Annotated in this window: 24 protein-coding genes and 1 pseudogene; 9 read left to right on the plus strand and 16 right to left on the minus strand. The window is 66.7% G+C overall.

Features of this window, described 5'->3' with window-relative positions; all coding sequences use genetic code 11:
* From Q1J95_RS02710 to Q1J95_RS02725, 4 genes and pseudogenes are all read left to right on the plus strand, one after another.
* Positions 1-537: pseudogene (locus Q1J95_RS02710) on the plus strand (cyclohexanone monooxygenase); the annotation flags it as partial.
* Positions 538-620: 83 nt separating this feature from the next.
* On the plus strand, positions 621-1,367 hold the full coding sequence (locus Q1J95_RS02715; protein ID WP_300265734.1) for an SDR family oxidoreductase: 747 nt from the start codon (positions 621-623) through the stop codon (positions 1,365-1,367).
* A complete protein-coding gene (locus Q1J95_RS02720; RefSeq protein WP_300265735.1) occupies positions 1,364-1,801 on the plus strand; it encodes a thioesterase family protein in 438 nt (145 codons plus the stop codon). The genes Q1J95_RS02715 and Q1J95_RS02720 overlap by 4 nt, the downstream gene beginning before the upstream one ends.
* Positions 1,798-2,211, plus strand: a complete 414-nt coding sequence (locus Q1J95_RS02725; protein ID WP_300265736.1) for a nuclear transport factor 2 family protein — start codon at positions 1,798-1,800, stop codon at positions 2,209-2,211. The genes Q1J95_RS02720 and Q1J95_RS02725 overlap by 4 nt, the downstream gene beginning before the upstream one ends.
* On the opposite strand, the gene Q1J95_RS02730 is transcribed toward Q1J95_RS02725, so the two are convergent.
* Positions 2,198-3,214 carry an MBL fold metallo-hydrolase gene (locus Q1J95_RS02730; protein WP_300265737.1) on the minus strand — a complete coding sequence of 339 codons (1,017 nt, stop codon included), beginning with the start codon at positions 3,212-3,214 and terminating at the stop codon, positions 2,198-2,200. The genes Q1J95_RS02725 and Q1J95_RS02730 overlap by 14 nt on opposite strands.
* An 88-nt stretch (positions 3,215-3,302) precedes the next feature.
* Between Q1J95_RS02730 and Q1J95_RS02735 the strand changes: the two genes are divergently transcribed.
* Both Q1J95_RS02735 and Q1J95_RS02740 read left to right on the plus strand, forming a co-directional pair.
* Positions 3,303-4,700 carry an MFS transporter gene (locus Q1J95_RS02735; RefSeq protein WP_300265738.1) on the plus strand — a complete coding sequence of 466 codons (1,398 nt, stop codon included), beginning with the start codon at positions 3,303-3,305 and terminating at the stop codon, positions 4,698-4,700.
* A complete protein-coding gene (locus Q1J95_RS02740) occupies positions 4,697-5,857 on the plus strand; it encodes an NADH:flavin oxidoreductase/NADH oxidase (protein ID WP_300265739.1) in 1,161 nt (386 codons plus the stop codon). The genes Q1J95_RS02735 and Q1J95_RS02740 overlap by 4 nt, the downstream gene beginning before the upstream one ends.
* 3 nt (positions 5,858-5,860) lie before the next feature.
* Here Q1J95_RS02740 and Q1J95_RS02745 read toward each other — a convergent pair whose 3' ends face one another.
* From Q1J95_RS02745 to Q1J95_RS02765, 5 genes are all read right to left on the minus strand, one after another.
* Positions 5,861-6,322, minus strand: a complete 462-nt coding sequence (locus tag Q1J95_RS02745; RefSeq protein WP_300265740.1) for a nuclear transport factor 2 family protein — start codon at positions 6,320-6,322, stop codon at positions 5,861-5,863.
* Positions 6,307-7,056, minus strand: coding sequence for a hypothetical protein (locus tag Q1J95_RS02750; protein WP_300265741.1), 750 nt, complete (start codon positions 7,054-7,056; stop codon positions 6,307-6,309). The genes Q1J95_RS02745 and Q1J95_RS02750 overlap by 16 nt, the downstream gene beginning before the upstream one ends.
* Positions 7,057-7,344: 288 nt before the next feature.
* On the minus strand, positions 7,345-9,057 hold the full coding sequence (locus tag Q1J95_RS02755; protein WP_300265742.1) for a cytochrome b/b6 domain-containing protein: 1,713 nt from the start codon (positions 9,055-9,057) through the stop codon (positions 7,345-7,347).
* A 2-nt stretch (positions 9,058-9,059) separates the two neighbouring features.
* A complete protein-coding gene (locus Q1J95_RS02760; RefSeq protein WP_300265743.1) occupies positions 9,060-10,031 on the minus strand; it encodes an electron transfer flavoprotein subunit alpha/FixB family protein in 972 nt (323 codons plus the stop codon).
* 2 nt (positions 10,032-10,033) lie between these two features.
* Positions 10,034-10,810: an electron transfer flavoprotein subunit beta/FixA family protein gene (locus Q1J95_RS02765; RefSeq protein ID WP_300265744.1), complete on the minus strand. Its 777-nt coding sequence runs from the start codon at positions 10,808-10,810 to the stop codon at positions 10,034-10,036.
* A 155-nt stretch (positions 10,811-10,965) separates the two neighbouring features.
* Here Q1J95_RS02765 and Q1J95_RS02770 point away from each other — a divergent pair, with 155 nt between their 5' ends.
* Together Q1J95_RS02770 and Q1J95_RS02775 are read left to right on the plus strand one after the other, a co-directional pair.
* Positions 10,966-11,502 carry a MarR family transcriptional regulator gene (locus Q1J95_RS02770; protein WP_300265745.1) on the plus strand — a complete coding sequence of 179 codons (537 nt, stop codon included), beginning with the start codon at positions 10,966-10,968 and terminating at the stop codon, positions 11,500-11,502.
* On the plus strand, positions 11,502-11,951 hold the full coding sequence (locus tag Q1J95_RS02775) for an SRPBCC family protein (RefSeq protein WP_300265746.1): 450 nt from the start codon (positions 11,502-11,504) through the stop codon (positions 11,949-11,951). Before Q1J95_RS02770 ends, Q1J95_RS02775 begins: the two co-directional genes overlap by 1 nt.
* A 27-nt stretch (positions 11,952-11,978) precedes the next feature.
* Here the strand turns inward: Q1J95_RS02775 and Q1J95_RS02780 are convergent, their stop codons facing one another.
* From Q1J95_RS02780 to Q1J95_RS02795, 4 genes are all read right to left on the minus strand, one after another.
* The gene (locus tag Q1J95_RS02780) at positions 11,979-12,755 is read right to left on the minus strand and encodes an enoyl-CoA hydratase (RefSeq protein ID WP_300265747.1); all 777 of its coding nucleotides are present in this window, start codon (positions 12,753-12,755) and stop codon (positions 11,979-11,981) included.
* Between the two features lie 137 nt (positions 12,756-12,892).
* Positions 12,893-13,780, minus strand: coding sequence for a 3-hydroxyisobutyrate dehydrogenase (mmsB, locus tag Q1J95_RS02785; RefSeq protein WP_300265748.1), 888 nt, complete (start codon positions 13,778-13,780; stop codon positions 12,893-12,895).
* The gene (locus tag Q1J95_RS02790; protein ID WP_300265749.1) at positions 13,777-14,982 is read right to left on the minus strand and encodes an acyl-CoA dehydrogenase family protein; all 1,206 of its coding nucleotides are present in this window, start codon (positions 14,980-14,982) and stop codon (positions 13,777-13,779) included. The genes mmsB and Q1J95_RS02790 overlap by 4 nt, the downstream gene beginning before the upstream one ends.
* Before the next feature lie 6 nt (positions 14,983-14,988).
* Positions 14,989-16,491, minus strand: coding sequence for a CoA-acylating methylmalonate-semialdehyde dehydrogenase (locus tag Q1J95_RS02795; RefSeq protein ID WP_300265750.1), 1,503 nt, complete (start codon positions 16,489-16,491; stop codon positions 14,989-14,991).
* A 137-nt stretch (positions 16,492-16,628) separates the two neighbouring features.
* On the opposite strand from Q1J95_RS02795, the gene Q1J95_RS02800 reads away from it, so the two are divergent.
* Entirely contained in the window at positions 16,629-17,468 is an 840-nt protein-coding gene (locus tag Q1J95_RS02800) for a DUF559 domain-containing protein (RefSeq protein WP_300265751.1), read from the plus strand.
* A gap of 207 nt (positions 17,469-17,675) precedes the next feature.
* Here the strand turns inward: Q1J95_RS02800 and Q1J95_RS02805 are convergent, their stop codons facing one another.
* The 6 genes from Q1J95_RS02805 to Q1J95_RS02830 all read right to left on the minus strand — a co-directional run bounded on the left by Q1J95_RS02805 (position 17,676) and on the right by Q1J95_RS02830 (position 25,175).
* Positions 17,676-19,130, minus strand: a complete 1,455-nt coding sequence (locus Q1J95_RS02805) for a hypothetical protein (RefSeq protein WP_300265752.1) — start codon at positions 19,128-19,130, stop codon at positions 17,676-17,678.
* Positions 19,131-19,196: 66 nt separating this feature from the next.
* A complete protein-coding gene (locus tag Q1J95_RS02810; protein ID WP_300265763.1) occupies positions 19,197-20,111 on the minus strand; it encodes an aldose 1-epimerase family protein in 915 nt (304 codons plus the stop codon).
* Between the two features lie 42 nt (positions 20,112-20,153).
* A complete protein-coding gene (locus Q1J95_RS02815; protein WP_300265753.1) occupies positions 20,154-21,197 on the minus strand; it encodes a MerR family transcriptional regulator in 1,044 nt (347 codons plus the stop codon).
* 79 nt (positions 21,198-21,276) lie between these two features.
* On the minus strand, positions 21,277-22,536 hold the full coding sequence (locus tag Q1J95_RS02820) for a D-arabinono-1,4-lactone oxidase (protein ID WP_300265754.1): 1,260 nt from the start codon (positions 22,534-22,536) through the stop codon (positions 21,277-21,279).
* Positions 22,537-22,569: 33 nt separating this feature from the next.
* Positions 22,570-24,747: a malate synthase G gene (locus Q1J95_RS02825; protein ID WP_300265755.1), complete on the minus strand. Its 2,178-nt coding sequence runs from the start codon at positions 24,745-24,747 to the stop codon at positions 22,570-22,572.
* Positions 24,744-25,175, minus strand: a complete 432-nt coding sequence (locus tag Q1J95_RS02830; RefSeq protein WP_300265756.1) for a heme-binding protein — start codon at positions 25,173-25,175, stop codon at positions 24,744-24,746. The genes Q1J95_RS02825 and Q1J95_RS02830 overlap by 4 nt, the downstream gene beginning before the upstream one ends.
* Position 25,176 lies beyond the last annotated feature (1 nt).

The following is a 25,176-nucleotide window of genomic DNA, read 5'->3' on the forward strand; positions in this document are numbered from 1 at the left end:
ACGCCGCAGGGCATCCGCGCTGGTGAGACACTGCGCGAACACGATGTGATCGTTTATGCCACGGGCTTCGATGCGATGACCGGTGCTCTCACCGCGGTCGACATCCGCGGTCGCGAGGATCGCTCGCTGAAAGAGGAGTGGCAGGGCTTCCCCTCGACGTATCTCGGCGTTGCCCTTCCCGGGTTCCCGAATCTGCTCGTACTGAACGGGCCGGGCACGCCGAGCGTGCTGTCGAACATGGCGCTGGGCGCCGAGCAGCAGGGTGACTATGCGCTGCGCATCATCGATCACTGTGCCGCGCACGACGTGACGTCGATCGAGGCCCGGGAGGATGCCGCGGCCGAGTGGACGCAGCACTCTCTCGATCTCGCCAACGCCACCCTCTTCGGCTCGGCGAACTCGTGGTACACCGGCGCCAACATCGCCGGCAAGGCCCGCGGATTCCTGCCGTATATCGGCGGGTTCCGCAATTACATCAACCGCGCCGAAGAGGTCGCTGATGGCGACTATGCCGGTTTCGTGCTGAGCAGTCACTGACGGAAAGGTCTACTCACGGGGGTGGCCGGTTCGATACGAGACCGCTATGTTGGTAACAAGCAAATGCTTGGTTAGGAGCGGATATGACCTCCATCGATCTGGGATTCTCGCCCGACGACGCGGTACTCATCACCGGCGCCGCCAGTGGCATCGGTCGATCCGTCGCCGTGCGCGCCGCAGAACTGGGCCTGGCCGTCAGCCTGTGGGATCTCAACCCCGACGGGCTCGCCGAGACAGGTGAGCTCGTGCGCGCGGCATCCGATGCTCGTGTGCACACGTGGACGGCCGACGTCTCCGACGACGCCGCCGTGCAGGAAGGCATCGGCGAGGCCAACAGCGCCCTCGGCGGCATCCGCTATCTACACAACAACGCAGGCCCCGCTTCCAGCTCGGCCATGCCGTTTGATCGCGCTGTGGAGATCTGCGTCGGCAGCGTACGACGGATGACCGATGCCTGGGCATCCACCGGGCCCGGTGAAGGGGCGGCCATGGTCGCGACGACATCCGTCGCCGGAAACCTCGTGGGTACGGACAATGCCTGGTACTCCGCCTCAAAGGCCGCGATCATGGGCTACATCCGACACCTTGCCGCGCACCGCGCTCACGAGTTCCGCTCGAACGGTGTCGCCCCGGGAATGACCGACACCCCGCGCCTGGCGGGATTCGCATCAAGCGAGACCGGCCAGCGCGTGCTCACACGCATCCCCCTGGGCCGCATGGCCAGCCCCGACGACATCGCCTGGGCGACCCTGTTCCTCCTGTCGCCGATCGCCAGCTACATCAACGGCACCTTCCTACCCGTCGACGGCGGCTGGACAGTGACGCAGTGACCGCGGTCGACGACCGGCCTGTCCTGCACACGCACACGATTCGGCTCAGCTACGCAGACACAGACCCCGCCGGCATCCTGTACTACGCCGCGTGGTTCCCGAAGATGGAAGCGCTGCAATCCGAGTTCCTCTATCTGCAGGGCCTGCGTCAAGACACCCTGATCGAGCGGTTCGGATGGTGGACCGTCTCGCGCGCGACCCAGTGCGACTACCTCGCCGCCGCGCGACTGTTCGACGAGGTCCGCATCGAACTGCGCATGGGACGCATCGGCACGTCCTCGTTCCGCTTCGTGTTCCGCATGGTGCGCATCGATGACGATGTCGTCGTCGCGCGAGCCCAGAACACCGTCGTGACCGTGTCACCAGATCAGGCCTCTGTGCCGATTCCCGACGACCTGCACTCTCACCTGCTGCGCTGGGCAGGAGAAGAATGACAGAGCAGCTGGCGCTGATCATCCTCATCGGCCGCATAGCTCAGCTCGCCGACAGCGGGGATCCCGACGACTACCTCGACTGCTTCACAGACGACGCCGTCTGGGACCTCACCGACGCGACCGGGCTGGCGCTGGAGACACAGACCATCCGCGGTCGTGCCGCACTCCTGGCCGGTGTGCGCAGCCGCCGCGAGGCGGGATTGCAGGGACCAGGCACACACACCCGCCACGATGTCTCCAGCATCGTTATCGACGTTGACGGCGATCGAGCACAGTCGCGCTCGTACTTTCGCTACTACCGCCAGACGAACACGCAGCCCGAGCTGGTCGCCATGGGCACCTACGATGACAGCTTCGTCCGCACACCCAGCGGGTGGCGCCTGCAGCGCCGCGTAATCAGTCGCGACTGAGCCACCGCTGTGCGAGACCGCTGCGCACGAGATCACGGTGCATCTCGGTCTGACGAAGCGCCGAATGAAGGGTGAAGCCCTCCAGGCGCTCCCAGCCTGCCGACCATGGCAGGTGCCGGCTCCACTCCCAGACCGATGCGTCGCCGAGCTCATCCGCGAGAGCGGCCACAGCGCGGGTGCGACGCAGGTGATGCTCGGCGACCTGCGCGAGCCGGACACCGAGGCCCGTGAAGCGGAACTCATGGCCCGGCAGCACATGCCAATCATCGAACTCTGCCAGCTTCTCCAACGATGCGAGCAGGTCGGCGAGCGGCTCATCGCCCTCGAGGATTCCCAGCCCGGCGGCGGAGTGGATGCGGGGAAGCACATGGTCGCCCGTGAATATCATGCGACGCGCATCATCTGCCAGACAGATGTGCCCCGAAGTATGCCCCGGTGTCGCGATGACGCGAAGCTGCCGTCCGCCGAGCGTGAGCACGTCGCCATCGGATACCTCGTCATCCGGTGCCACATAGTGGATCAGTGAGTGCTCGGCGACCGAGGCGATCAGTTCGTCGTGTCGCTCGACTGGCACATCCCAGCGGGCCAGCACCGTGCGGTAGGTGTCAGCATCCGAGGCATCCGGTGACGCCGCGATCTCGAGCACGCGATGTTCCGTCTGAGACAGGACGAGCCGTGCGCCGGAGGCCGCGCGCAAACGATCAGCGAGGCCGAGGTGGTCTGGATGATGGTGAGTGGCAACGATCGTGGCGACGTCGCCCACCGTCTTGCCGAGCGAAGTGATGACATCGGTGATGCGAGTCAGGTTCGCGTCGCTGGGCCAGCCGGGATCGATGACGTGAATGCCGTCAGCACTATCGATGAGATAGCTGTAACTTCCGGGGAGTCGCTCGCTCGGCAGCGCGAGCGGAATGCTCCACAGCCCATCGCCGAGGTCCTCCGGCTCCCCCACTTTTCCCGCATCCCACGCCTCACGATGAGCGGGATTGAGCGTCGTAATCATATCCGCAACCATACTCGTACCCTAGCAATCGCTTGCTTGTGGGGATAGAGTGTATCCGCAGAGTCTCTTGCGAGCGGATACGGTAACAGTGACGACACAGCGAGCGCGCCGCGAGCGCATGGTGGTGGCGCTACTCGCGGCCAGCGGAATGCTCACGTCACTCCAGTTCACCTCGATGGTGCCGATCCTGCCGGTGATCCCTGAGCTGCTCGATACGAACGCCGCCGATGCCTCGTGGCTGATCACGATTACGCTGCTGGTGGGTGTCGTCGCCACACCGGTGACGACACGGCTTGCCGATATGTACGGTCGTCGCAGGCTCCTCTTGATCTCCATGGCACTGCTGGCGGCCGGATCCGTCATCGGCGCGATGAGCTCGTCGTTCCCTGGCGTCCTGGTCGGACGCGCATTGCAGGGGTTCGGCACATCTGTGGTGCCGATCGGCATCGCCCTGTTGACCTCCCTGGTCTCACGAGAGCGTGCGACCATGGGCATCGCGCTGATGAGCGGCACGCTCGGCATCGGCTCAGCGGCCGGGCTGACCGTGAGCGGTCCGCTCGTCGAATGGGGTGGCCTGCCGGCCGTCTTCTGGACGACCGCGGTCGTCAGCATCGTGTTCTGCGTGCTCAGCCTCCTGTGGATCGATGAGGTGCCACAACGCTCCGCTCAGCGATTCGACTACGTCGGCGCAGTTCTTCTCTCCATCGCTCTCACGGCGCTGCTGCTGTGCATCTCGCGCGGACAGATCTGGGGCTGGTTGAGCCCCGTATCCCTCCTCCTCATGGGCACCGCACTGGTGTCTGCGATCTGCTGGGCGCGCTGGGGGCTGCGCCACCCCCACCCGGTGATCGATGTGCGCACCGCGATGCGGGCGCCGATCGCCCCCATCAACATCGCCAGCTTCTTCGCGACCTTTGGCATGTACGCCAACCACCTGCTCACCATGCAGGAGGCGCTGGCGCCGGAAACGACCGGTTTCGGGCTCGGTTCCACCGTCGCCGCCGCGGGATTGTTCGTGTTGCCCTCGGCGGTGACGATGATCCTGCTGGCGCCCATCGCCGCCCGGACGATCAGCCGTCTGGGCGCCCGGTTCGCGCTGCTCTTCGGCGCGGGGATCATGACTGGCGCCTACATCTTTCGGACCTTCGTGCATGCGGACGTCTGGAGCGTCGTGACCGGCTCGGCCCTGGTCGGATGCAGCATCGCCTTCGCATTCGCGGCCATGCCCTCGCTCATCACGATCTCGGTGGCGCGCGACCAAGTGGCGGTGGCCAACGGGATCAACTCCGTCGTGCGCTCACTCTCCGGCGCGGTCGCGGCGGCGCTGTTCGCCTTCCTCATCGCCACCCTGCCAGCGGCGAGCGATGCGGCCTTTCTCTCGCACACCGCACTGACGATCGCCTTCGGCTTCTGCGCGCTGAGCGGCGCCGTCACGATGATCATCGCCCTCATTCTCCGCCTCCCCGATCGGAAGGACCCCTCATGACTCTGTTCTCCCCGCTGACGCTGCGCGCTGTCACCATCCCGAACCGCATCGGCGTCTCGCCGATGTGCATGTATGCCTCCGAAGACGGGTTCGTCACGGATTTCCACCTCGCACACCTCGCGCGGTTCGCTCTGGGCGGCGCGGGTCTCGTGATCGCCGAGGCCACTGCCGTGCACCCTCGCGGCCGCATCTCACATCACGACGCCGGCATCTGGAGCGACGAACACATCGCCGGATGGCAGCGCGTGGCACGTGCGATCGAATCGCACGGATCTGTCCCGGGGATCCAGCTCGGTCACGCCGGACGCCGCGCAGCCGTTCGCGAGCCCTGGCGCGCCGGAGCACCTCTCGATGCCGATGACGCAGCCGAGGGCCTCGGCGCCTGGCCTGTGGTCGCCCCCTCGGCGCTTCCCGCTGGCCCGGGTTTCCCCACTCCCGAAGAGCTCAGCACCGCCGACATCGCGCGCTCGGTCGCTGACTGGCGCGATGCGGCCGCTCGTGCCGCTGCCGCCGGTTTCCGTTTCATCGAACTGCACGGTGCACACGGATATCTGCTGCATCAGTTCCTCTCACCGGTGTCCAATCGGCGCGAGGATGCCTACGGTGGCGACCCGGAAAGGCGGCTTCGCTACCCGCGCGAAGTCGTACGGGCGGTGCGTGCGGCGATCGGCCCAGACCTCGCCCTGTCCTTTCGGATCTCATCGGTCGACGGCGCCGAGGGCGGAAACCAGATCGACGAGGTCGTCGAGATCTCCCGTGCACTGCTTGACGATGGCGTCGACGTGATCGACACCTCATCGGGTGGGATCACGACGGACCGGAGCGTCGACACCCGGGTGCGGCGCGGCTACGCGTTCCATGCGGACTTCTCGCGCCGCATCCGTGAGGCGACGGGTGCGAGCACCGCGACGGTCGGGCTCATCGTCGATCCCGCCCAGGCGGAGCTGCTGGTAGACCGTGGCGACGCCGATCTCGTACTGCTCGGACGAGAGATGCTCGCACACCCGAACTGGGCGCATCACGCACGCAGCGCTCTCGGCGACGTCACCTACGATTCCTGGGACGTGCGGTTCGGCAGTGCGCTGGGCCCGCGCGCGGGAACGCTCAGCCGACTGGGGGATTCCGGTGAGACGCCGCTGACACGCTTCGGCGGGTGAGGCTCAGTCGGCAAGCAGTGCCCGGGCTTTCGCATCGCCATCGAGCAGATGATTACGGCGACAAGCGACGCGCCAGCCGTCTGCGGTGCGCACGAGTTCCCAGCGATTCGCACTGACCCGCTCGGCCTCCCAGCGCCCGTCGCCGTGGATCAAGACGACCGAGTGCGTGATCGCCACGGCGGTGTCGCCGCTGATCGTGATGTGCGGCGCCGAGATGACGTGTGCGCATCCGGCACGCATGTAGCCCTGGTGGGTGGGAAACTCGGTCAGCGTGCGGATGCCGTCAGCATCGAGTGTGACGTCTTCGAAAGTGTACGTGCCGTCGTCCGCCCACAGGGCGCGGGCGGCATCTCCGTCGCCGGAGTCCACGGCCGGGCCATAGCGCGAGATCAGTTCGGCGATCTCGGCTCTGTCCTCCAGCGCCCGCAGGCGCTTCTCGACGGACGCGCTCACCAGTCCTGCCACGGAACGATCGTGCGCACCGGCGCTGAGAGCACAAGTGCGCCCTCCCGCTCACCGAACGAGCGCTCCGCATCCAAAAGCGTGGGCGTGACCGCGGCCGGATCCTCTTCGAGGTACACCAGCCGCACACGCATGCTCCCCGGCGGTTCGTCGGGTGAGGAAGCCAACGGCAGCGACGAGTGCCGCTGCGGATGACTGAACGATAACGACCATGCTCCCGCCACCCCGTCGACGTCGAGCAGCGCCGGGATCACCTCTCGATCCTCGCGCGCGTGCGCGGCGTGCGCGGCCTCGCCATGCGGGTCGTCGAAGCGCGTGATCGTCACGTGCAGACCACGGTTGGGCCGGTACGGCAGGACGTCAGCGCTGACCAGCGCCCTGGGGGCCGCATATCCCTTCACCGGCCGGAAGAACGCGAGCATCGGACGCCGGATGCCGGGAATGAGCGGACCGCGCCCCCATTGGAAGGAGGCCTCGCCGAGGGCATCCCACGCCGCCACTGACTCATCGACGGGTTCCCGGAACCAGTACATCGCCAAGAAATCGACGTCGCCGGCGAGCTCACCGGACACGAGCGGGGAGTCGCCTTCGGCGACCTCCCAACGGTCACCCCATGCCACCCCGGGCAGCGCGAGGTTCTCGGGACGATGGTCGAGCTGGTGCCAGCGGTTGTACGCGCCGTGTTGCGAGCGATCATCGAGGCTGACCAGGGAGAAGAAGGCGAGCGGAGCGAACATCTGACCAGTCAAGCGTTTGCTTGGTGCCCTGTCAAGGGGCTGTCGGGATGGCGCTGAGCGACAGTCCGGCGAATGCCCTCTCGCCAGTCGACCGCGCACGGCCCGGTGATCGCCAGACGCGTGGCGGGATCCACGATCGATCCACGCAGCATGCGCTCCAAAATGTCAATGTCTTGGCGTTCGCGAGTTCTCGCGTCAAAACTGTGCGCCGACTCGTCACCCCGTCGCGCAGACGCACACAGGACGGGGGTCGACGATAAAACGGGGGCTCGGCGGCCCCGGGAGGGACTAGCGCGCGCTGACCGTCCCGAAGAGCTTTGCAATGGGCGCGAGCACCAGGGGGCGCGCTGCGACCCATGCGGCGGCGATGACCACGAGCGATGCGACGAGCATCCAGAATCCGGTCCAGTTGTCGGCGTAGGCGCTCGGGTCCGTCGACCCCTGCGCGGCATACATGTGGTTCAGATTGCGTAGCGCGCCGGTGGCAAAGACCAGGAACACGTGAATCGCAATGAATACGACGAAGTAGAGCATCACCGGGAAGTGCACCGCGCGCGCCCACTCGATCGGGTAGATCTTGTTGAGCTTCTCGGCGTTCTTCGGCCACATGCCGCTCATCCGGAAACCGGTGACAGCCGCCAGCGGCGCTGCGATGAAGATCGTCGTGAAGTACGTGATCTGCTGGATCGAGTTGTAGTTGACCCAGCCGTTCTCGGTCGGCCAGTCGAGCGAGATGTACTGCAGCACCGCCGAGATCGCGTTGGGGAATACCTCCCAGCTGGTGGGAATCACCCGCATCCACTGCCCGGTCATGAACAGCAGCACGATGAAGACGACGCCATTGATCAGCCAGAGAATATCGAGCGCTTGGTGGAACCAGATCGTCAAGCTGACCTTGCCCTTGGCGTTGCCGCGGGGCGTCCAGAATGCGGTCGGACGCTTCTCGGTGCGGATGCGCAGACCCGAGCGGATGATCAGCACCATCAGGAATACATTGAAGAAATGCTGCCATCCCAGCCATGCAGGGAAGCCGACCGGCGCACCCTCGGGCAGGTGATATTCGCCCGGGTAGATCGCGAGCCAGTCCTGCAACGGGTCAAGGCTCAGCAGCCAGCGCACGAACAGCACGGCCATCGCGGCCGCGACCAGCAGGCCACCTCCGCCGATGATGACAGCCCCCACCCACTGCCCCTTCGTGAACGGACCGATCCGGGCCGGCTCCGGCCTTGGAGCGGGGCGCGTGAACGCCGTCTTGCCGGGAAAGACCGTCCGCTGGAACGGCAGAGGTGTGCTGACATCGATGGTCGCGACCGTCGCCGCCGGGATCGCATCGGCATCCGCTGCCGACTCGGCCGACGCGCTCGCTTCCACAGCGGCGTCGGATGCCCCCGACGGGGCGGCAGCAGACTCCGCAGTCACTGCGACTGCACCGGCCGGAGGCCACGGCTCACCGCCAGGCATCCGGGGCAGACCACGGCGCAAAGCCACACCAGATGAAGCGGTGGGAGCGGATGCTTCGCGCTCCGCAGGCTCAACGGGCTTCAGCTCGCCGACGGCTTCCTCATCGACCGTGCCCGACTCCGGTGCCGCAGCGGCAGTCAATGCCGGGATGCTGGGCGAGGCAGCACTCGGTGTCGCGGCTACCACCGATGCTGCGTCCGAAGGAGGCCACGGCTCGCCGCCGGGTGCGCGGGGCAGACCACGACGCAGCGTGACGGTCGACGCCGTCCCGGCGGCATCGGACACTGCAACAGGCTCCGGGCCCGATACCGGCGCGTCGCCCGACACCGATGCGTCGACGGGCTCCGCCGCCGGTGCCGTTGTCGCGGCCTCAACCGTCGTCGCCGTGGCCACAGCATCCGCAGTTGCAGGTTCCGTGACCGGTGCGGCGGCGGCAGCATCCGTCGTCGCGGATTCCGCGACCTCGATCTCGCCGGCAGGAGGCCAGGGATCCCCGCCGGCCACACGCGGCAAGCCCTGCCGCAGCATCCGCGTCGCCATAGCTAGTTCTTCCGCGCTTCGAGTGCCTCGATCACCTGCGGCACGATCGTGAACACGTCGCCGACGATGCCGAAGTCTGCGACGTCGAAGATCGGCGCTTCGCCGTCTTTGTTGATCGCGACGATGTTCTTCGCGGTCTGCATGCCGGCTCGGTGCTGAATGGCGCCCGAGATACCCAGCGCGATGTACAGCTGCGGCGATACCGAGACTCCGGTCTGGCCGACCTGGTGTGCGTAGGGGATGTATCCGGCGTCGACGGCGGCGCGTGACGCGCCCACGGCGGCACCGAGCGCGTCGGCGAGCTGCTCGACGAGCACGAACTTCTCTTTGGAGCCGAGACCGCGGCCACCAGAGACGACCTTCGCCGCTCCGCGCAGCTCGGGACGCGAGGACTCGACCTCGATGACTTCCACGTCTCCGGCCTTCGCCGCGGCCACACCCGACGGCGTTACCTCAAGCGCCTCGACAGTCGGTGACGCGACAGCCTCAGCGCGGACATCCACGGCGCCCTGGCGCACGGTGATCACCGGAGCGCCGAACGTCGGAGCCGAGTCGACCAGGTAAGCACCGCCGTACACCGAGTGGTGCGCGATGATGCCCTCCTCGTCACGCTCGACACCGATCGCATCGACCAAGAGCGCAAGCTTCTGCCGTACCGCGAGTCGACCGGCCACGTCACGGCCGGCGATCGAGTTCGACACCAGCACCGCGTCAGGCTGCACCTTCTCGTATGCGGCCTGCGCAGCATCGACCAGGCCGACGGTCAGCTCACCGGCATCAGCATCAGCGGTCAGCACGACGGATGCCCCGGCCGCAGCGGCGGCATCCACCGCGGCCGTCGATCCACCGGGAACCAGCGCGACCGGCGATCCGATCGTCGACGCGGCTCCGATCAGTGCCGCCGTCGACGATGCTGCCTCACCGGCAGGGGTCACATCGACCAGGACGAGAATCGGCTTCTCGGGGTAGCTCATCTTCACACCAGCCTGTTCTGCACGAGGTACTCGACCAGCTTCGCCGCAGCGTCGCCTTCGTCTTCGATCTTGACGCCCGCCGCGCGCGGGGGCTTCTCTGCCACGGCGGTCATGATCGCCCGCGGCGCGAGCGCCGGATCGGCCGAGACACCGAGGTCGTCGAGCGAGAGAGTCTCCAGCGGCTTCTTCTTCGCCGCCATGATGCCCTTGAAGTTCGGGAAGCGCGCATCGGGAAGCGCCTCGGTGATCGAGATGACCGCGGGGAATGAAACCGTCACCGACTGCGATCCATCGTCGGCGGCACGGGTGCCGGAGACACCGTCTGCCGTGATCTCGACGGCGCTGAGAGCCGTGGCCTGCGCGTAACCCAGGTGCTCGGCCAGCATCGCCGGGAGCATGCCACCGGACCCGTCGGTGGAGAGGTTGCCCGTGATGACCAGGTCGGGCTCAGCCCGGCGAATGGCTGCGGCGAGAACCTCAGCGGTCAGGCCCAGATCGGCGCCGGCGAGCTGCTCGTCGACGACGTGCACGGCCGATGCCGCGCCGATCGCGAGCGCGCGGCGAATCGATGCTGTCGACGACTCGGGCGCCATGGCCAGTGCGACGACCTCGACATCGTCGGCGGTGCCCGCATAGCTGAGCGCGACTTCCAGCGCACGCTCGGTGATCTCATCCAAGACCACGTCGCCAGCACCGCGATCAGCCAACCCAGTCTCCAGGTTCAGCTTTCGATCGCCATAGGTGTCAGGCACCTCTTTGACAAGAACGAAAATCTTCATCGAACGCTCCTCACGACAGGGCCGAGTCTATCTGTAACCGGGTGAATGTAGCCAAACTGAGCGGCTTCCTCCGATTCCGCCCGGGCAAACGACCCCTAATGTATACAAACTCCACAATTCCTGGAGACCTGACGCGCACCCAGTAGCGTAGAGTCGTGCCCCGTCCACGACCCCTGCCGATCGATCCACTCGCCGAGGCGAAGCGCCAATGGCTGGCACACGGGTGGACTGACGCGGCCGACGGCATGGCCGTGGTGACGTCCATTATGCGCGCGCAGCAACTGCTGCTTTCCCGAGTGGATACAACGCTCAAGCCGTTCGGCCTCTCCTTCGCGCGATACGAAGTTCTTCGACTCCTGGCGTTCAGCCGCGCCGGAAGCCTGCCGTTGTCGAGCGTGGTCGCGCGTCTGCAGGTGCATCCGACCACCGTCACGAGCACGGCGGAGCGCCTGGTGCGCGACGGCCTCATCGTGCGCGAACCGCATCCGCACGACGGCCGCGCGGCGATGCTCACGCTCACCGCCAGCGGCCGTGACCTCGCTGATCGCGCCACGGCAGCGCTCAATACCGAGGTCTTCGCGAGCCCGGGGCTCTCCTCCGACGATGCGGCCGATCTCGTGGGTATCGTCGCGCGTCTGCGCAAGAACGCCGGGGACTTCACCGACCCCCGGCCACAGCCCGATCCGCTCTGATGGCCAAGTTCGTCCTCGAGCGCGTGATCCGCGCGACGCCTGGCGCCGTGTTCGCAGCCTCGCTCGATCCGGCCCTGCACGTCGAGTCCATGGCGCGCTACGGCGAGACGATGGCCGCCGGACCCGCGGGCGGCTCGTTCACGGAGGGCTCGACCGTGACCTGGCGTGCACGTCATTTCGGCGTCCCCTTCCATCTCACTTCGCGCGTCTACGCCATCGACCCTCCGCACCGGTTCTGTGATCAGCAGATTCACGGTCCGTTCAGGAACTTCCTTCACGTGCACGAGTTCGAGCCGCATGCAGAAGGCACGTTGATGCGTGACACCATCACGTTCCGCTCACCGTTCGGACCGATCGGGACCGTTGTCGACCGCCTCGTCATGCGCGCCTACCTACGCCGCCTCATCACCCAGCGCAACACCGTGCTGGCCGTTTCGGTGGAGCGCTGACGACTCCCTCTGCGCGGTCGCCTCGCATCAGCGGTGGGTGAAGTCGGGTGCCCGTTTCTCCGAGAACGCGGCCATGCCCTCTTTCTGGTCCGCTGTGTCGAAGAGCGCCGTGAAGGCGTCCTTCTCCACAGCGAGGCCTTCGGCAAGCGGCGTCTCCATTGCGGCATCCAGCGTCGCCTTCGCGGCGTACAGAGAGGGCAACGACTTCGAGGCGATGGTCTCGGCCAGCGTCGTCGCCTCGTCCAGCAGAGCGGATGCCTCGACCACCCGAGATACGAGCCCGGAGCGCTCTGCTTCTGCGGCATCCATCATGCGGCCAGAGAGAATGAGCTCCGTGGCCTTGTAGTACCCGACCGCCCGGACGAGGCGCTGCGTGCCGCCCATTCCCGGAATCACGCCGAGATTGATCTCCGGCTGTCCGAACCTCGCCGTGTCGGCGGCGAGGATGATGTCGCACATCATCGCCAGCTCGCATCCGCCGCCCAACGCGAAGCCACTGACTGCGGCGATCACGGGCGTGCGAACGGCGGCGAAGTCACGCCACTCGCCGAAATGATCGGTGTCGCGCATATCGGCCGCGGACATCGACTGCATCTCTTTGATGTCCGCGCCCGCGGCGAAGGCCTTCTCCGAACCGGTGACGACGATCGCGCCGACACCCTCATCGGCGTCGAAGGCGACAGCTGCGGCCGTGACTTCCTGCGCGACGCGCGAGTTCAGCGCGTTCAGCGCCTGTGGTCGGTTCAGGGTGATCCAACCGACGCGGCCGCGCTGCTCAACCAGGATCGTCTCGTACTCGGTCATCGATAACTCCTCACGTTTGGCTACGGTCTGCCGGACAACCGACGTCCCGATCTGCGGAGCCTGTCCCGATCTGCTGAGGTTTCTGCGAGATTGCTCAGCAGATCGGGACAATGTCCGCAGATCGGGACACGCGAGTCTCACACTCCCCCCTCGCGGATGTCGGTGATGATGCCGGAGAAGTCGCGTCCGGCACCATCACCAGCGGCGAACGCCGCATACAGCTGCTGGGCGAGTCGCCCCATCTGGGCGTCGGTCGACGTCTGCTCGATCGCCTGCAGGGCGAGGCCGAGGTCCTTGGCCATGAGGGCCCCGGCGAACCCGGGCTGATAGTCGCGGTTGGCGGGGCTGGTCGGCACGGGCCCCGGCACCGGGCAATTCGTCGTCAGCGCCCAGCATTGGCCCGAGGCGTTCGCGGTGACGTCGTACAACGCCTGGTGCGACAGCCCGAGGCGCTCCCCCAATACGAACGCCTCGGCGACAGCGATCTGCGACACCGCCAGCACCATGTTGTTGCAGACCTTCGCAGCCTGTCCGAGCCCCGGTCCTCCGCAGTGCACGATGCGTCCGCCCATCACCTCCAACAGGGGCAGCGCGGCCGCGAAGTCGTCGTCGACGCCGCCGACCATGAATGCCAGAGTGCCGTTCTCGGCGCCGACCACGCCGCCGGAGACCGGAGCATCCACGTTGCGATGCCCCGCCGCGACAGCAAGCTCATGCGCGGCCTGCGCCTCGTCGACCGCGATTGTCGACGACTCGATGAACAGCGTTCCCGGCTGCGCGGCTGCCAGGAGCTCACTCTCGTACGCCTGCAGCACGTGCCGCCCAGCGGGGAACATCGTGATGACGACATCGGCGGATGCCGCGGCATCCGCCCCGCTCGCGGCGATCGGGATGCCCGCAGAACGAGCTGCCTCGACGGCCGCGGGCGAGAGGTCGAAGCCGTGCACGTCGTGCCCGGCCTTGACCAGGTTGACGGCCATGGGCAGCCCCATATGCCCGAGACCGAGAAAAGCGATTCGACTCATGATGCCCTCCGCATCGACGCCGACCCGGCCGGTCGCAGCATCTCGCGACCGACGATCAGGCGCATGATCTCGTTCGTGCCCTCCAGGATCTGGTGCACCCGCAGGTCACGCACGACCTTCTCGATGCCGTAGTCCTGCAGGTATCCGTATCCGCCGTGCAGCTGAAGAGCCTGGTTGGCGACGTCGAATCCGGCATCCGTCGCGAAGCGCTTCGCCATGGCGCAGCGGATCGTGGCATCCGGATCGTGCTCATCCACGGCTTCGGCGCCATCGCGCACCATGAGCCGCGCGGCTTGCAACTGCGTGCGCATGTCGGCGATCGTGAACAGGATCGACTGCTTCTCCGCCAGCGGCTCGCCGAACGCGACACGCTCGTGCACGTACTGCACAGCGCGATCCAGCGCCCACTGCGCACCGCCCAGCGAGCAGGCCGCGACGTTGAGCCGGCCGCCGTTGAGCGCCGACATCGCAATCGCGAAGCCCTGTCCCTCGGCCCCGAGCATGGCGGCTGCCGGCACGCGTACGCCATCGAGAATCACCTGCCTGGTGGGCTGGGCGTGCCAGCCCATTTTCTTCTCGAGCGTCCCGAAGCTCAGCCCTTCCGACCCAGCGGGAACGAGGAATGCACTGATCCCGCGAGCCCCGCCACCGGTCCCTGAGCCTGTCGAAGGGTCGCCGGTGCGCGCCATGACCACATAGACGCCGGCTTCACCGGCGCCCGAGATAAACTGCTTCACGCCCGTCAGCACGTAACTCTCGCCGTCGAGCACGGCGCTGGTGGCGATGGCTGCGGCGTCAGAGCCCGCACCGGGTTCGGTCAGGCAGTAGCTGCCGAACTCGGTCATCGCGGTCAGCTTCGGAAGCCACTGCGACCGCTGCGCATCGTCGCCGTAGGTATCGATCATCCAGGCGACCATGTTATGGATCGAGATGTACGAGGCGATCGTCGGGTCGCCCTTGGCGAGCTCTTCGAAGATCGCGACGGTGTCAGTGCGCGAGAGTCCTGTGCCGCCGGATTCTTCACGCACATAAATGCCGCCCAGGCCCAGATCGCCGCCGCGCTGCAGTGCCTCGCGGGGAAAGAGATGTTTCTCGTCGCGCTCGATGGCGAACGGTGCGAGCTCGCTTTCGGCGTATTCGCGGACCGCGCCGAGAATCGCCTCGCGCTCTTCAGAGGTGGTGAACGTCGTCGTCATGGTCATCAGCTGCTACTTCATCGTCGGGATGACGAAGCTCGCGCCCTCGCGCACCCCGTGCGCCGGCCAGCGGCTCGTCACCGTCTTGGTCTTGGTATAGAAGCGGAAGGCGTCGGGGCCGTGCTGGTTGAGGTCGCCGAAACCAGAGCGCTTCCATCCACCGAAGGTGAAGTAGGCGATCGGCACCGGAATGGGCACGTTCACACCGACCATGCCGACGTTCACGCGTGCGGTGAAATCGCGAGCCGCGTCGCCGTCGCGGGTGAAGATCGCGACGCCGTTTCCGAACTCGTGATCGGATGCCATGGCCAGAGCCTCTTCGTAGTCGGCTGCGCGTGCGATCACGAGCACAGGCCCGAACACCTCTTCACGGTAGATCGTCATGTCGCGGGTGACGTGGTCGAACAGCGTGGGTCCGAGGTAAAAGCCCTCTTCGTGACCGTCCACGGTGAAGCCGCGCCCGTCAGCGAGCAGCGTCGCGCCCTCGTCGATGCCCTGTTGGATGTAACCTTCGACGCGCTCGAGCGCCGAACGCGCGACGAGTGGTCCGTAGTCGACGTCGTCGGCGAGTGCGGGGCCAACGCGCAACTGCCCGACCCGTTCGGTGAGTTTGACGGCGAGCGCCTCGGCGGTCTCTTCGCCCACCGGCACGGCAACCGAGATCGCCATGCAGCGCTCGCCCGCCGAGCCGTAGCCGGCTCCGATGAGAGCGTCGGCGACCTGCTCGAGGTCAGCGTCGGGCATGACGATCATATGGTTCTTCGCACCACCGAAGCACTGAGCGCGTTTGCCGTGGGTAGCGGCGGTCGTGTAGATGTATTCAGCGATCGGGGTCGAGCCGACGAAGCCGATCGCGCGCACGCGCTCGTCCGTGAGCAGGGTGTCGACGGCCTCTTTGTCGCCGTGCACGACGTTGAAGATGCCCGCGGGTAGCCCCGCTTCGACGAACAGCTCGGCCAGGCGCACCGGCACGGAGGGGTCCCGCTCGCTGGGCTTGAGGACGAAGGCGTTTCCGGCGGCGATCGCGGGCCCGGCCTTCCACAGCGGAATCATGGCGGGGAAGTTGAACGGCGTGATGCCGGCGACGACACCCAGCGGCTGGCGCATCGAGTAGACGTCGATGCCCGTTCCGACCTCGGTGGAGTACTCGCCTTTCAGCAGGTGGGGAGCGCCCGCGGCGAACTCGACGACGTCGAGGCCGCGCAGGATGTCACCCTTGGCATCGTCGAACGTCTTGCCATGCTCGCTGGAGAGAAGCGTGGCGAGCGAATCCATGTCGCGATGCACGAGTTCGAGGAATTTCAGCAGCACACGCGCCCGCTTCTGCGGGTTGGTCGCTGCCCACGCGGGCTGCGCCGCCTCGGCGTTCGCGATGACCGCGTGTACGTCTTCGGCGGAGGCCAGCGGAACCCGGGCCTGCACCGCGCCGCGGCTCGGGTCGTAGACGTCGCTGAAGCGGCCAGCGTCCGGGGTATGGAGCGATCCGCCTATGAAGTGAGGAATGGTACGAGTCATTTTGTGATGTCCCTTCGTGCCTTCGTTGGCACGATGACCATTTTATACGGACACCCAGAGATTTACTAGGGCACCCTAGTAAATCTCTGGGTCTGCGTACGGAACTCGTGCGGATCCACGGCGTTCGCACCCGAACAGTGGACGAGGAGGACGCTGACCCCATCGAGAACCCGTTCGAACGACAACGCGTCGACCGCGCTGCAAGAGCGCGCATCTACGCACCGCGCCTTCACTTCGGTCACCATTTCAGCCATCAGACAGCGGCTTCGCTGTGGGGTGCACCGCTGCCGCTGGAGTTCACTCCCGACGACGAGCTCGCAGAGGCCGATGAACTTAGCTTGCATGTCAGCGCGACAGGCGCAGTCCCCTTCCCCCGCGCGGCAGGCATCGTCGGCCATCGCACTCTTGCAAGCCTGACCGCGGTCACCCAGCACAAGGCTCTTCGCGTCTCTACATCGGCGGCGACCTGGGTCGCACTCGGCACGCTGCCGCTTTTCGATCTCGTCGCTCTCGGCGACTATTTCTGCCGTCGGTGGCGTTGCGGATATGGCCGAAAGAATGTCGGACGCGCTCCGCTTGCCACCCTCGATGGCCTGCGCGCGATGCTCGAAGCAGGACGACGCCGCGGCGCCGCGCGACTTCGCGAGGCGATGGAGCTGATCCGAGAAGACTCTTGGTCGCCGCGAGAGACTCAGGTACGGTGCCTCCTGGTCTCAGCTGGACTTCCCGAGCCTGACTTGAACATCGACATCTTCGATGCCTACGGTCGTTTCCTCGGCTGTGGCGACATGGTGTATCCGCAGCATGGCGTGATCGTGGAGTATCACGGCATCCTCCACGCCGAGCGCTGGGCCAAGGATATCGAGCGGATAGCAGCCCTGCGCGCTGCTGGCTGGACGGTGATCGAAGTCACAGCGCCGTTGCTGAAGACCCCCACCGAACTAGCGAGTCGGGTTTCAGCCGCCCTCCGTGCCTGAGCCTGCGTTCGAGCGAGAAGAAGCGTTCGCTCCACGTTCACCTGCCGGTCACCTTCGTCGCCTACAACTGCTGTTGCGCGGAAGTCTTCAGACCGGAACGGGTAGTCACGAGCTTTCCGCGCCACGGTGAGCGCAGCTCCCAGAAGACCCCCGCCGAATCGGGTCGGCGGGGGTCTCTCTTCACCTGCGGCTGGATGGCCGACGAGATCACTCCCAGGTGACGGTCGGGTTCTCCTCGGCGAAGTCGACGGAGGGACTGTTCATGTAGCCGCCGAACCACACGTCGAACTCGGCGGTCTGGCCGTCCTTCTTGCCCTGGATCGTCATGTCGACGTCGACGGAATCGTACGTCGACACCAGCGTGGGCGTGCTGTAGTCGGCCTCCGGCTCCATACCGTCGAGGTCTTTCTGCCCCTCGGCCGTGATGGTCCGCGTGACGGTGCCGTCCACCGGGGTGTAGCCCTGCAGATCGATGTCGGTGAGGTCCATGCCGCAGGGTGTCGTGAGCGTCTTCATCGCGACGCACTCTTCGACAGCGGCGCGCACCAGCGACCGGAAGGTCTCGGCCCCCTCGTCGGTGAGCACCGGGTACAGATCCCAGAAGTCCTCGCCGTCGTCGTCTTCCACGACCGTGAAGGTGTCGACGTCGGAGTCGATGGCGAACTGCTCGTACCCCAGCGCGAGCTGATAGGTACCCGGGAACAGCGCGACAGATTCGTCACCCGGCTCAGCACCGTTGACCGTCAGCCCCAGGCCTTCGAAATTCGAGAGCATCGTCGTGACGACGCCATCGTAGAGCACCCAGTCGTTGGCCGACTTGTACACCTCGAACTCACGCTCGACCGTCTCGCCTCCGATCGAGAACGATGCCGAGACTTCCGTGCGGGCGTAATCCTCGACGGCTTCTGACTCTTCGACGACGATGTCTGTGATGGGTGCGAGCTCGAGGGAGGCGGCGAGAACCTCATCGGTGAGCAGGCTGTCGTCAGCGTAGGTATCGATGAACTCGAGCGCGGCCTCGGCATCACCTTCAGATATCGCCGTGAGGTATTCCTCCACGACGCCGGATGCCGTCTGCGACGGCCCGCGCAGCATCATGGGAACGACGATCACAGCGGCGATGATCAGCACGAGCGCGACGCCACCGCCGATGAGACCGAACAGCAGCCCCTTCGACATCGGCTTCTTCGGCGCCGGGGCAGGAGCGGAGTACGCACCAACGGGATAGCCGTTCGCCTGGTAGCCACCCTGCTGCGCACCGGGGTAGGCGTTCGCCCCGTAGGCGTCAGCGGGCTGCTGTGCGTAGGCGCCCGCGGGCTGCTGCGCGTAGGCGTCAGTGGGATCGTGCGGAGCCGCTCCCGGGTAACCGGGCGCGGCCGGCGTAGCCGAGTATGCGGCGGCCGGTTCGGATGCCGGCGGAACAACCGGCTCCACCGGGGCGGGCGGCACAACGGCTTCCGCAGCGGCAACCGGCTCACTCACGGCAGGAGCCGCGGGCGCAGCAGGAGTCTCCGGCGCAGCGGGCGCCTCAGCCGCAGCGGGCACCTCGGCGGGCGCCTCGGGAGCAGCACTTTCAGACGACAGCGAGGTGGCGAAGTCGTGCTGCCCTGAGGTCACGTCAGCAGAGTCGGGCGCGGAATTGTCCGGATTCTCATTGGTCACGAGCCCTATGATATTGCCGCCGCGATGCGCTGCTGGCACGTTGATGCCTCCATGCGCATAACGTGATCAGAACGCAGTGATTCGCCAGGATGCCTCGGCGACAGCGCCCGGTTCGAGCACCGTGAGGTCGACACCCGAGTTGAACGCATCGGGCGGACAGGTCATCGGTTCGACGGCAAGGCCGCTGCGGTGCATCCGTTCGTCGGCATGGTCGGCGGTGTGCACCTGAACCCACGGGCAGCGCTCGTCCCAGCGCATCGCAACCCCGTGCCCGTCCGCTCCGGCAACGCGCACCTCGGCCGCCCCATGCACAGCGGCGAGCGCGGTGAAGGCATGGTCGATGAAGACGTCGCCGATCGCGCACGGTTCACGAAAGTCCCACTGAGGGTGCTGATCGATGCTCTCGACGGCGACCGGGCTCAGCCGGTCGTCTGTGACGGTGAGCACTTCAGATGCCGGCAGCGTGAGTACCCAGTCATCGACGCATCCTGCGCCGGCCACCAGGTACGGGTGCGGGCCGGTTCCCCAGGGCGCAGCATCCGGCCCGAGGTTGTGCGCCCTCACTGTCTGGGCGAGCCCGTCGGCGTCGAGGCGGTATTCGACCTCGACGCCGACCCGGAACGGGTAGCCGCTCTGCGGCTCGATCGTGGCAGCCAGCACCACCCGGTCGGACTCGACGACGCGATCGGTGAACTCTGCCCAGGCGAGCAGTCCGTGCAGCGCATGCCCTCGCTCTGGCTCGGTGAGCGCAAGCTGATGTTCGTCGCCGCGAAACGCGTAGCGCCCGTCGACGACGCGGTTCGGCCAGGGAGCGAGCGTGGCTCCCCGGTACACCGGCCGCACCTCGTCGGCGTCGAACGGCACCACGAGGTCGCGACCATGGTGTCTCAGCATCCGCAGCGAAGCTCCGACGCTGACGACCGCTGCCTCGTACTCACCGGAGCTCAGCGTGAATTGACGCCCAGAACGCGGGGTCACGATATCTCTCTCATCGCCCCCGACGATATCGGGTCGTCCGGGCGATCAGGTCGAGGTGCGTCCGATCGTGCCGAGAATCGCCTCGGAGAGCCAGTGCCCGAAGCGGGCCAGCCGGGACGGCTGATCTGCTTCCGAGCTCGCCGGCCGCGCCAGATCTGCCGCCGGGTGCGGCTGGTCGTTGATGATGGCGACCAGTTCGAGGTAGCGCCCCTCGGTCGCGCGGTATTCCTCGTGCGACAGCGCCTGCGCTGTGAGGGCGTCGACCTGCTCGTACACCCGCGCCAGGCGGCGGCGAAGGTCATCGTCGCCAACGGCACCCGCGGCTGTCGCGCTCTGCATCACGAACTCGTCAGCGAGCAGAATCACCCGCGGGTCGCTGGGTGCGTGCTGCGCCTCCCACGCCGCGCTGAGCGTCGGCATCAGGTCGGCGCCCGCTGAATTGATGAACTCCTGCACCGGTTCGGCGGCCATCTTCTCGCCGACCTCGGTCGCATACGTCTCACGCAGGTAGGCACGAGTCCGCTCGCGGAATGCGTCGTCCTGCAGCAGCTCCGCAAGGCTGATCCACGCGTCGAGCTGCTCGGGCGTCGGGTCGTCAGCCAACCGCGGGTGCGCGTCTCGCAGCTTCCGGACCGCGTACTCGCCAAGCCCGTCGGAGACGCTTTCGAGGAAGTCATCGATCACTCGCTGACGCTCTGCATCCGACATCGCCACAAGACGCTGCAGCAGCTTCGCGCGCTGTGCGCTGGAGTCATTTCGCACGAGCGCACGCAACACGGCACGTCGGGACTGCATCTCTCTCGCCCGGCTCTCGACGACATCGAGGTGTTCGGCGAGCAGATCGCGCAACGAGACGACGCCGGTGAGCACGCGTCGGATCTGGTCGAGCCCGGTGTCGAGGTCGCGCAGGGTGCGGATGAACTCGAATCGAGCGACGGCTTCCAGGTCGTACAGCCGGTGGCCGCCATCGGTCTCGTCAGTGGGCGGAACGAGGCCTTCGTCGGAATAGAAACGGATGGCGCTGACGCTCAGGCCCGTACGTCGAGCGACATCGCCAATGGCGTGGAGAGTGTGGTCTGTATCGTTCATGTTCTCCACTGTGGGTGCTCAAGTGACTTGAGGTTCAAGTTCGGTCGAAGCGGATGCCGTGACCTACTGCCGAAGCGCGTCAGACCCCGAGCCGTCGCAGGTAGTCGTTGACGAATCGACGCTCGGGATCGACGCTCTCACGCAGTGCCGTGAAGTCACTCCAGCGCGGATAGCGCGCACGGACCTCGGCGGCGTCGAGCGTGTACACCTTGCCCCAGTGCGGTCGGGCCGACTGTGGCAGGGCCGCTTCGAGCGCCGGAAGAACGGCTCGAACGGCCGGCTCGTCACGCTTCCACGTGAAGTGCAGCCCGACAGTATCCGCCCCGAACGACGAACTGAGCCACAGGTCATCGCGTCTGACCGTGCGCATCTCACTCACATGCAGCACGGGGGCGATGCGATCGGCGAGGCCCCGCACGGCCTCGATCGCGGCGGGCGCATCCGCGCGGGGGACCAGATATTCGCTTTGAATCTCAGCACCCGCAGACGGCGTGAACTCCAGTTGAAAATGCGGCAACCGCTGGTGCCACGGGCCGGGGGTGCCGCCCTGAGCACTCGTCGCCTGCGGGTCGACGCCGAGGATCGGATGCCGCGGCCCCTCCGCCGCGCTCGCACCGAGCCGCTCGGCGAGCTCTGCTCGGTGCGCCGCCCGCTCGTCGGGCAGACGCTGCTTCACCCAGATCTGATCGGCGGCGTCGGTTCGCTGCCACGTCGAGAAGATGCTGACGTTCGTCCCCGCAGCGGTGACGGCATCCAGGTCGGAGACAATGGCATCCCACCGCGGATGCTCGTACACGTGCTGCGCGACCTCGTAGGTCGGCTCGACGTCGAGGGTGACGTCGACGGCGACACCGAGCGCGCCGAGGTTGATGACCGCGCCGTCGAACTCCGGCTCGCCGCGGGCGAATCGACGAGCGTCCCCCGTGGCGGTGATGATCGTCAGCGCCCGGACGGCGGACGAGAGCGACCCGATCGCGTCCCCGGAACCGTGTGTCCCCGTCGCGACAGCACCGGCGACCGAGATATGTGGCAGCGAGGCGAGACTGGCGAGGGCCAACTTCTGCCGCTCAAGAATCAGCGCGAGCTCGCCATATGGCACGCCGCCGCTGACGCGCACGGCATCCTGCGCCTCGTTCACCTCGATGACGCGCGGCATGCTATCCAGCGCCAGCAACGTGCCGTCAGTGTCGGCGATGTCGTTGAAGCTGTGCCGCGTGCCGAGCACCCGCACCTCTCCCCCGCGCGCGATGGCGGCACGCACAGCATCAAGAGATGCCGGGTGCTCGACCGTCGCCGCCCGGTAGCGAAGGTTTCCTGCCCAGTTATGCTCGACGGTCATGGCGTCATCGTAGCGACACCGCGCCGGTGGAGATCAGCCCGTGGCGATGGCCGATTTCTTCGCCCGGCGCAGGTGGTGCAGCAGCGGTTCGGTATATCCGTTCGGCTGCTCGGCGCCCTCGATGATCAGCCGACGTGCGGCAGTGAAGGCGAGCCCGGGGCCATCCGTCCCGATGAGCGACTCGTACAGCGGATCGTCGGCGTTCTGCTCATCGACGACAGGGGCCATACGCCTCAGGCTCTGATCGATCTCGTCGACGCCGATCACCCCCTGCGTCAGCCAGTTCGCCAGCAACTGGCTGGAGATACGCAGCGTGGCGCGGTCTTCCATGAGCGCTGTGCCGTGAATATCCGGGACCTTCGAGCATCCGATACCTTGATCGACCCACCTGACGACATAGCCGAGGATCGACTGCACGTTGTTGTCGAGCTCCGTCTCGACCATCTCGGGCGACAGTGGCGCCGACGCCAGCGGGATCTCGAGCAGGTCATCCACAGGCTGAGCGGGGCGGCCGGCCAACTCAGCGGCGACTGCCGCAGAGTCGATCTGGTGATAGTGCAGCGCGTGCAGCGTCGCGGCCGTCGGCGAGGGCACCCAGGCGGTGGTCGCCCCGGCACGCAACTGGCCCGACTTCTGGTCGAGCATGTCGTGCATCAGATCGGGCATCGCCCACATGCCCTTGCCGATCTGGCCCCGCCCGCGCAGACCCGAAGCGCCGCCGATATCGACGTTCGACCGTTCGTACGCCGCCAGCCATGCCTCGTCACGCATCGCGCCCTTCGGCACCATGACGCCGGCGCGCATCGAGGTGTGCAGCTCGTCTCCGGTGCGATCGAGAAAGCCCGTGTTGATGAAGGCGACCCGCTCGCGTGCAGCGTCGATGCAGGCGGCGAGGTTGACACTCGTGCGGCGTTCTTCGTCCATGATGCCGAGCTTCACCGTGGCGTGCGCAAGACCCAGCAGTCTCTCGACGCGCTCGAACAGTGTGACCGCGAAGGCGACTTCCTCGGGTCCGTGCATCTTCGGCTTGACGACGTAGACCGATCCGGCGCGTGAGTTGGTGCCCGCCGCGGGTCCGCGCAGGTCGGCGATCGACCCCAGCACGGTCATGATCGCGTCGAGGATTCCCTCGGGCGCCTCGGCACCGGTCGCATCGAGAACTGCATCCGTGATCATCAGGTGTCCGACGTTGCGCACCAGCAGCAGCGACCGTCCCGACAGCGTGACGGTGCCGCCGTCGGGTGCGGTGTAGGTCCGGTCGGGGTTCATCGTCCGCACGAACGTGCTTCCGGCTTTGGTGACATCGGCACGAAGGTCACCGCGCATGAGCGCGTGCCAGTTGCGGTAGCCGAGCACTTTGTCGTCCGCGTCGACGGCGGCGACGGAGTCTTCGAGGTCCATGATCGTGGTCATCGCCGATTCGATCACGAGGTCAGAGATTCCGGCAGGGTCGGTGCGGCTGATTGCACTCTCACGGTCGCGCACGATCTCGATGTGGAGCCCGTGATGGACCACGATGACGGATGCCGGATCCGCCGCATCTGCGGAGTACCCGATGAAGCGATCCGGGTCGGCGAGCGCAACGCTCTCGCCGGATGAGAGGTGCACGCGAAGAGCACCGGCCTCGACCGAGTAGCCGACGCTGTCACCGTGTGATCCGCGCTCAAGGGGCGCCGCTTCGTCGAGCAGCTCGCGACCCCGCGCGATCGCCACACTTCCGCGAGCGGGGTTGTACTCCCGGCCGGGGGTGAGCTCGCCCGCGTCGGGGATCGCGTCGGTTCCGTAGAGCGCGTCATAGAGCGATCCCCAGCGTGCGTTCGCCGCGTTGATGGCGAAGCGCGCGTTCAGCAGCGGCACGACCAGCTGCGGACCGGCGATCTCGGCGATCTCGGCGTCGACGTTCTCGGTGACGACCTCGACGGATTCAGGCGGCGCGACCAGGTAGCCGATCTCTTCGAGCTGGCGACGGTAGCCTGCGGCATCCGGCCTGCCGGGGTGAGCCCGGTGGTACTCGTCGAGGCTGTGCTGCATCCGCTCGCGTACGCTCAGCAGTTCCCGGTTGATCGGAGCGAGATCAGCGATGATCTCGGCGACGCCCTGCCAGAACACCCGGGCGTCGATGCCGGTGCCGGCCAGAGCTTCGTCCTCGACGAACGCCACCAACGGCTCGGCGACCTGCAGACCCGCTCGGTCGATGCGCGACGTGTTCATCGGGCAACCTCCGTGTTCGCGCCGAGTTCTTCGAGGAGGGCGATGGCGATCTCGGCATCCTGATCAGGGCGTCCGCCCGCGATGCCGACACCGCCGATGTGCACGTCGTCGAAGACGAGCGGGACGCCGCCTTTGACGCTCGTCAGCATCCCTCCGGTGCCGTGTTCGAGCGCGACGGCCAGGTCGGGCGCGATCGCCGAGGTGGGTTTGCGCGTCGATGCGGCCGTCGCAGCCTTGCGGCGACTCGTCTCGACGCTGTGCGGCGTCGCACCGTCGGCGCGGCCGAACGCGACCATCGCCATGGCCGGGTCGGCGACGGTCACGACGGCGCGGACACCGACGGCCGCGGCGATGCGCAGTCCCGCATCGACAACGCGAGCTGCCGTCTCGTAGGTCACTGTCGACATCGACAGATGGGTGGTCGTCATG

Source organism: Microbacterium sp. (assembly GCF_029263575.1).
Classification (GTDB): domain Bacteria; phylum Actinomycetota; class Actinomycetes; order Actinomycetales; family Microbacteriaceae; genus Microbacterium.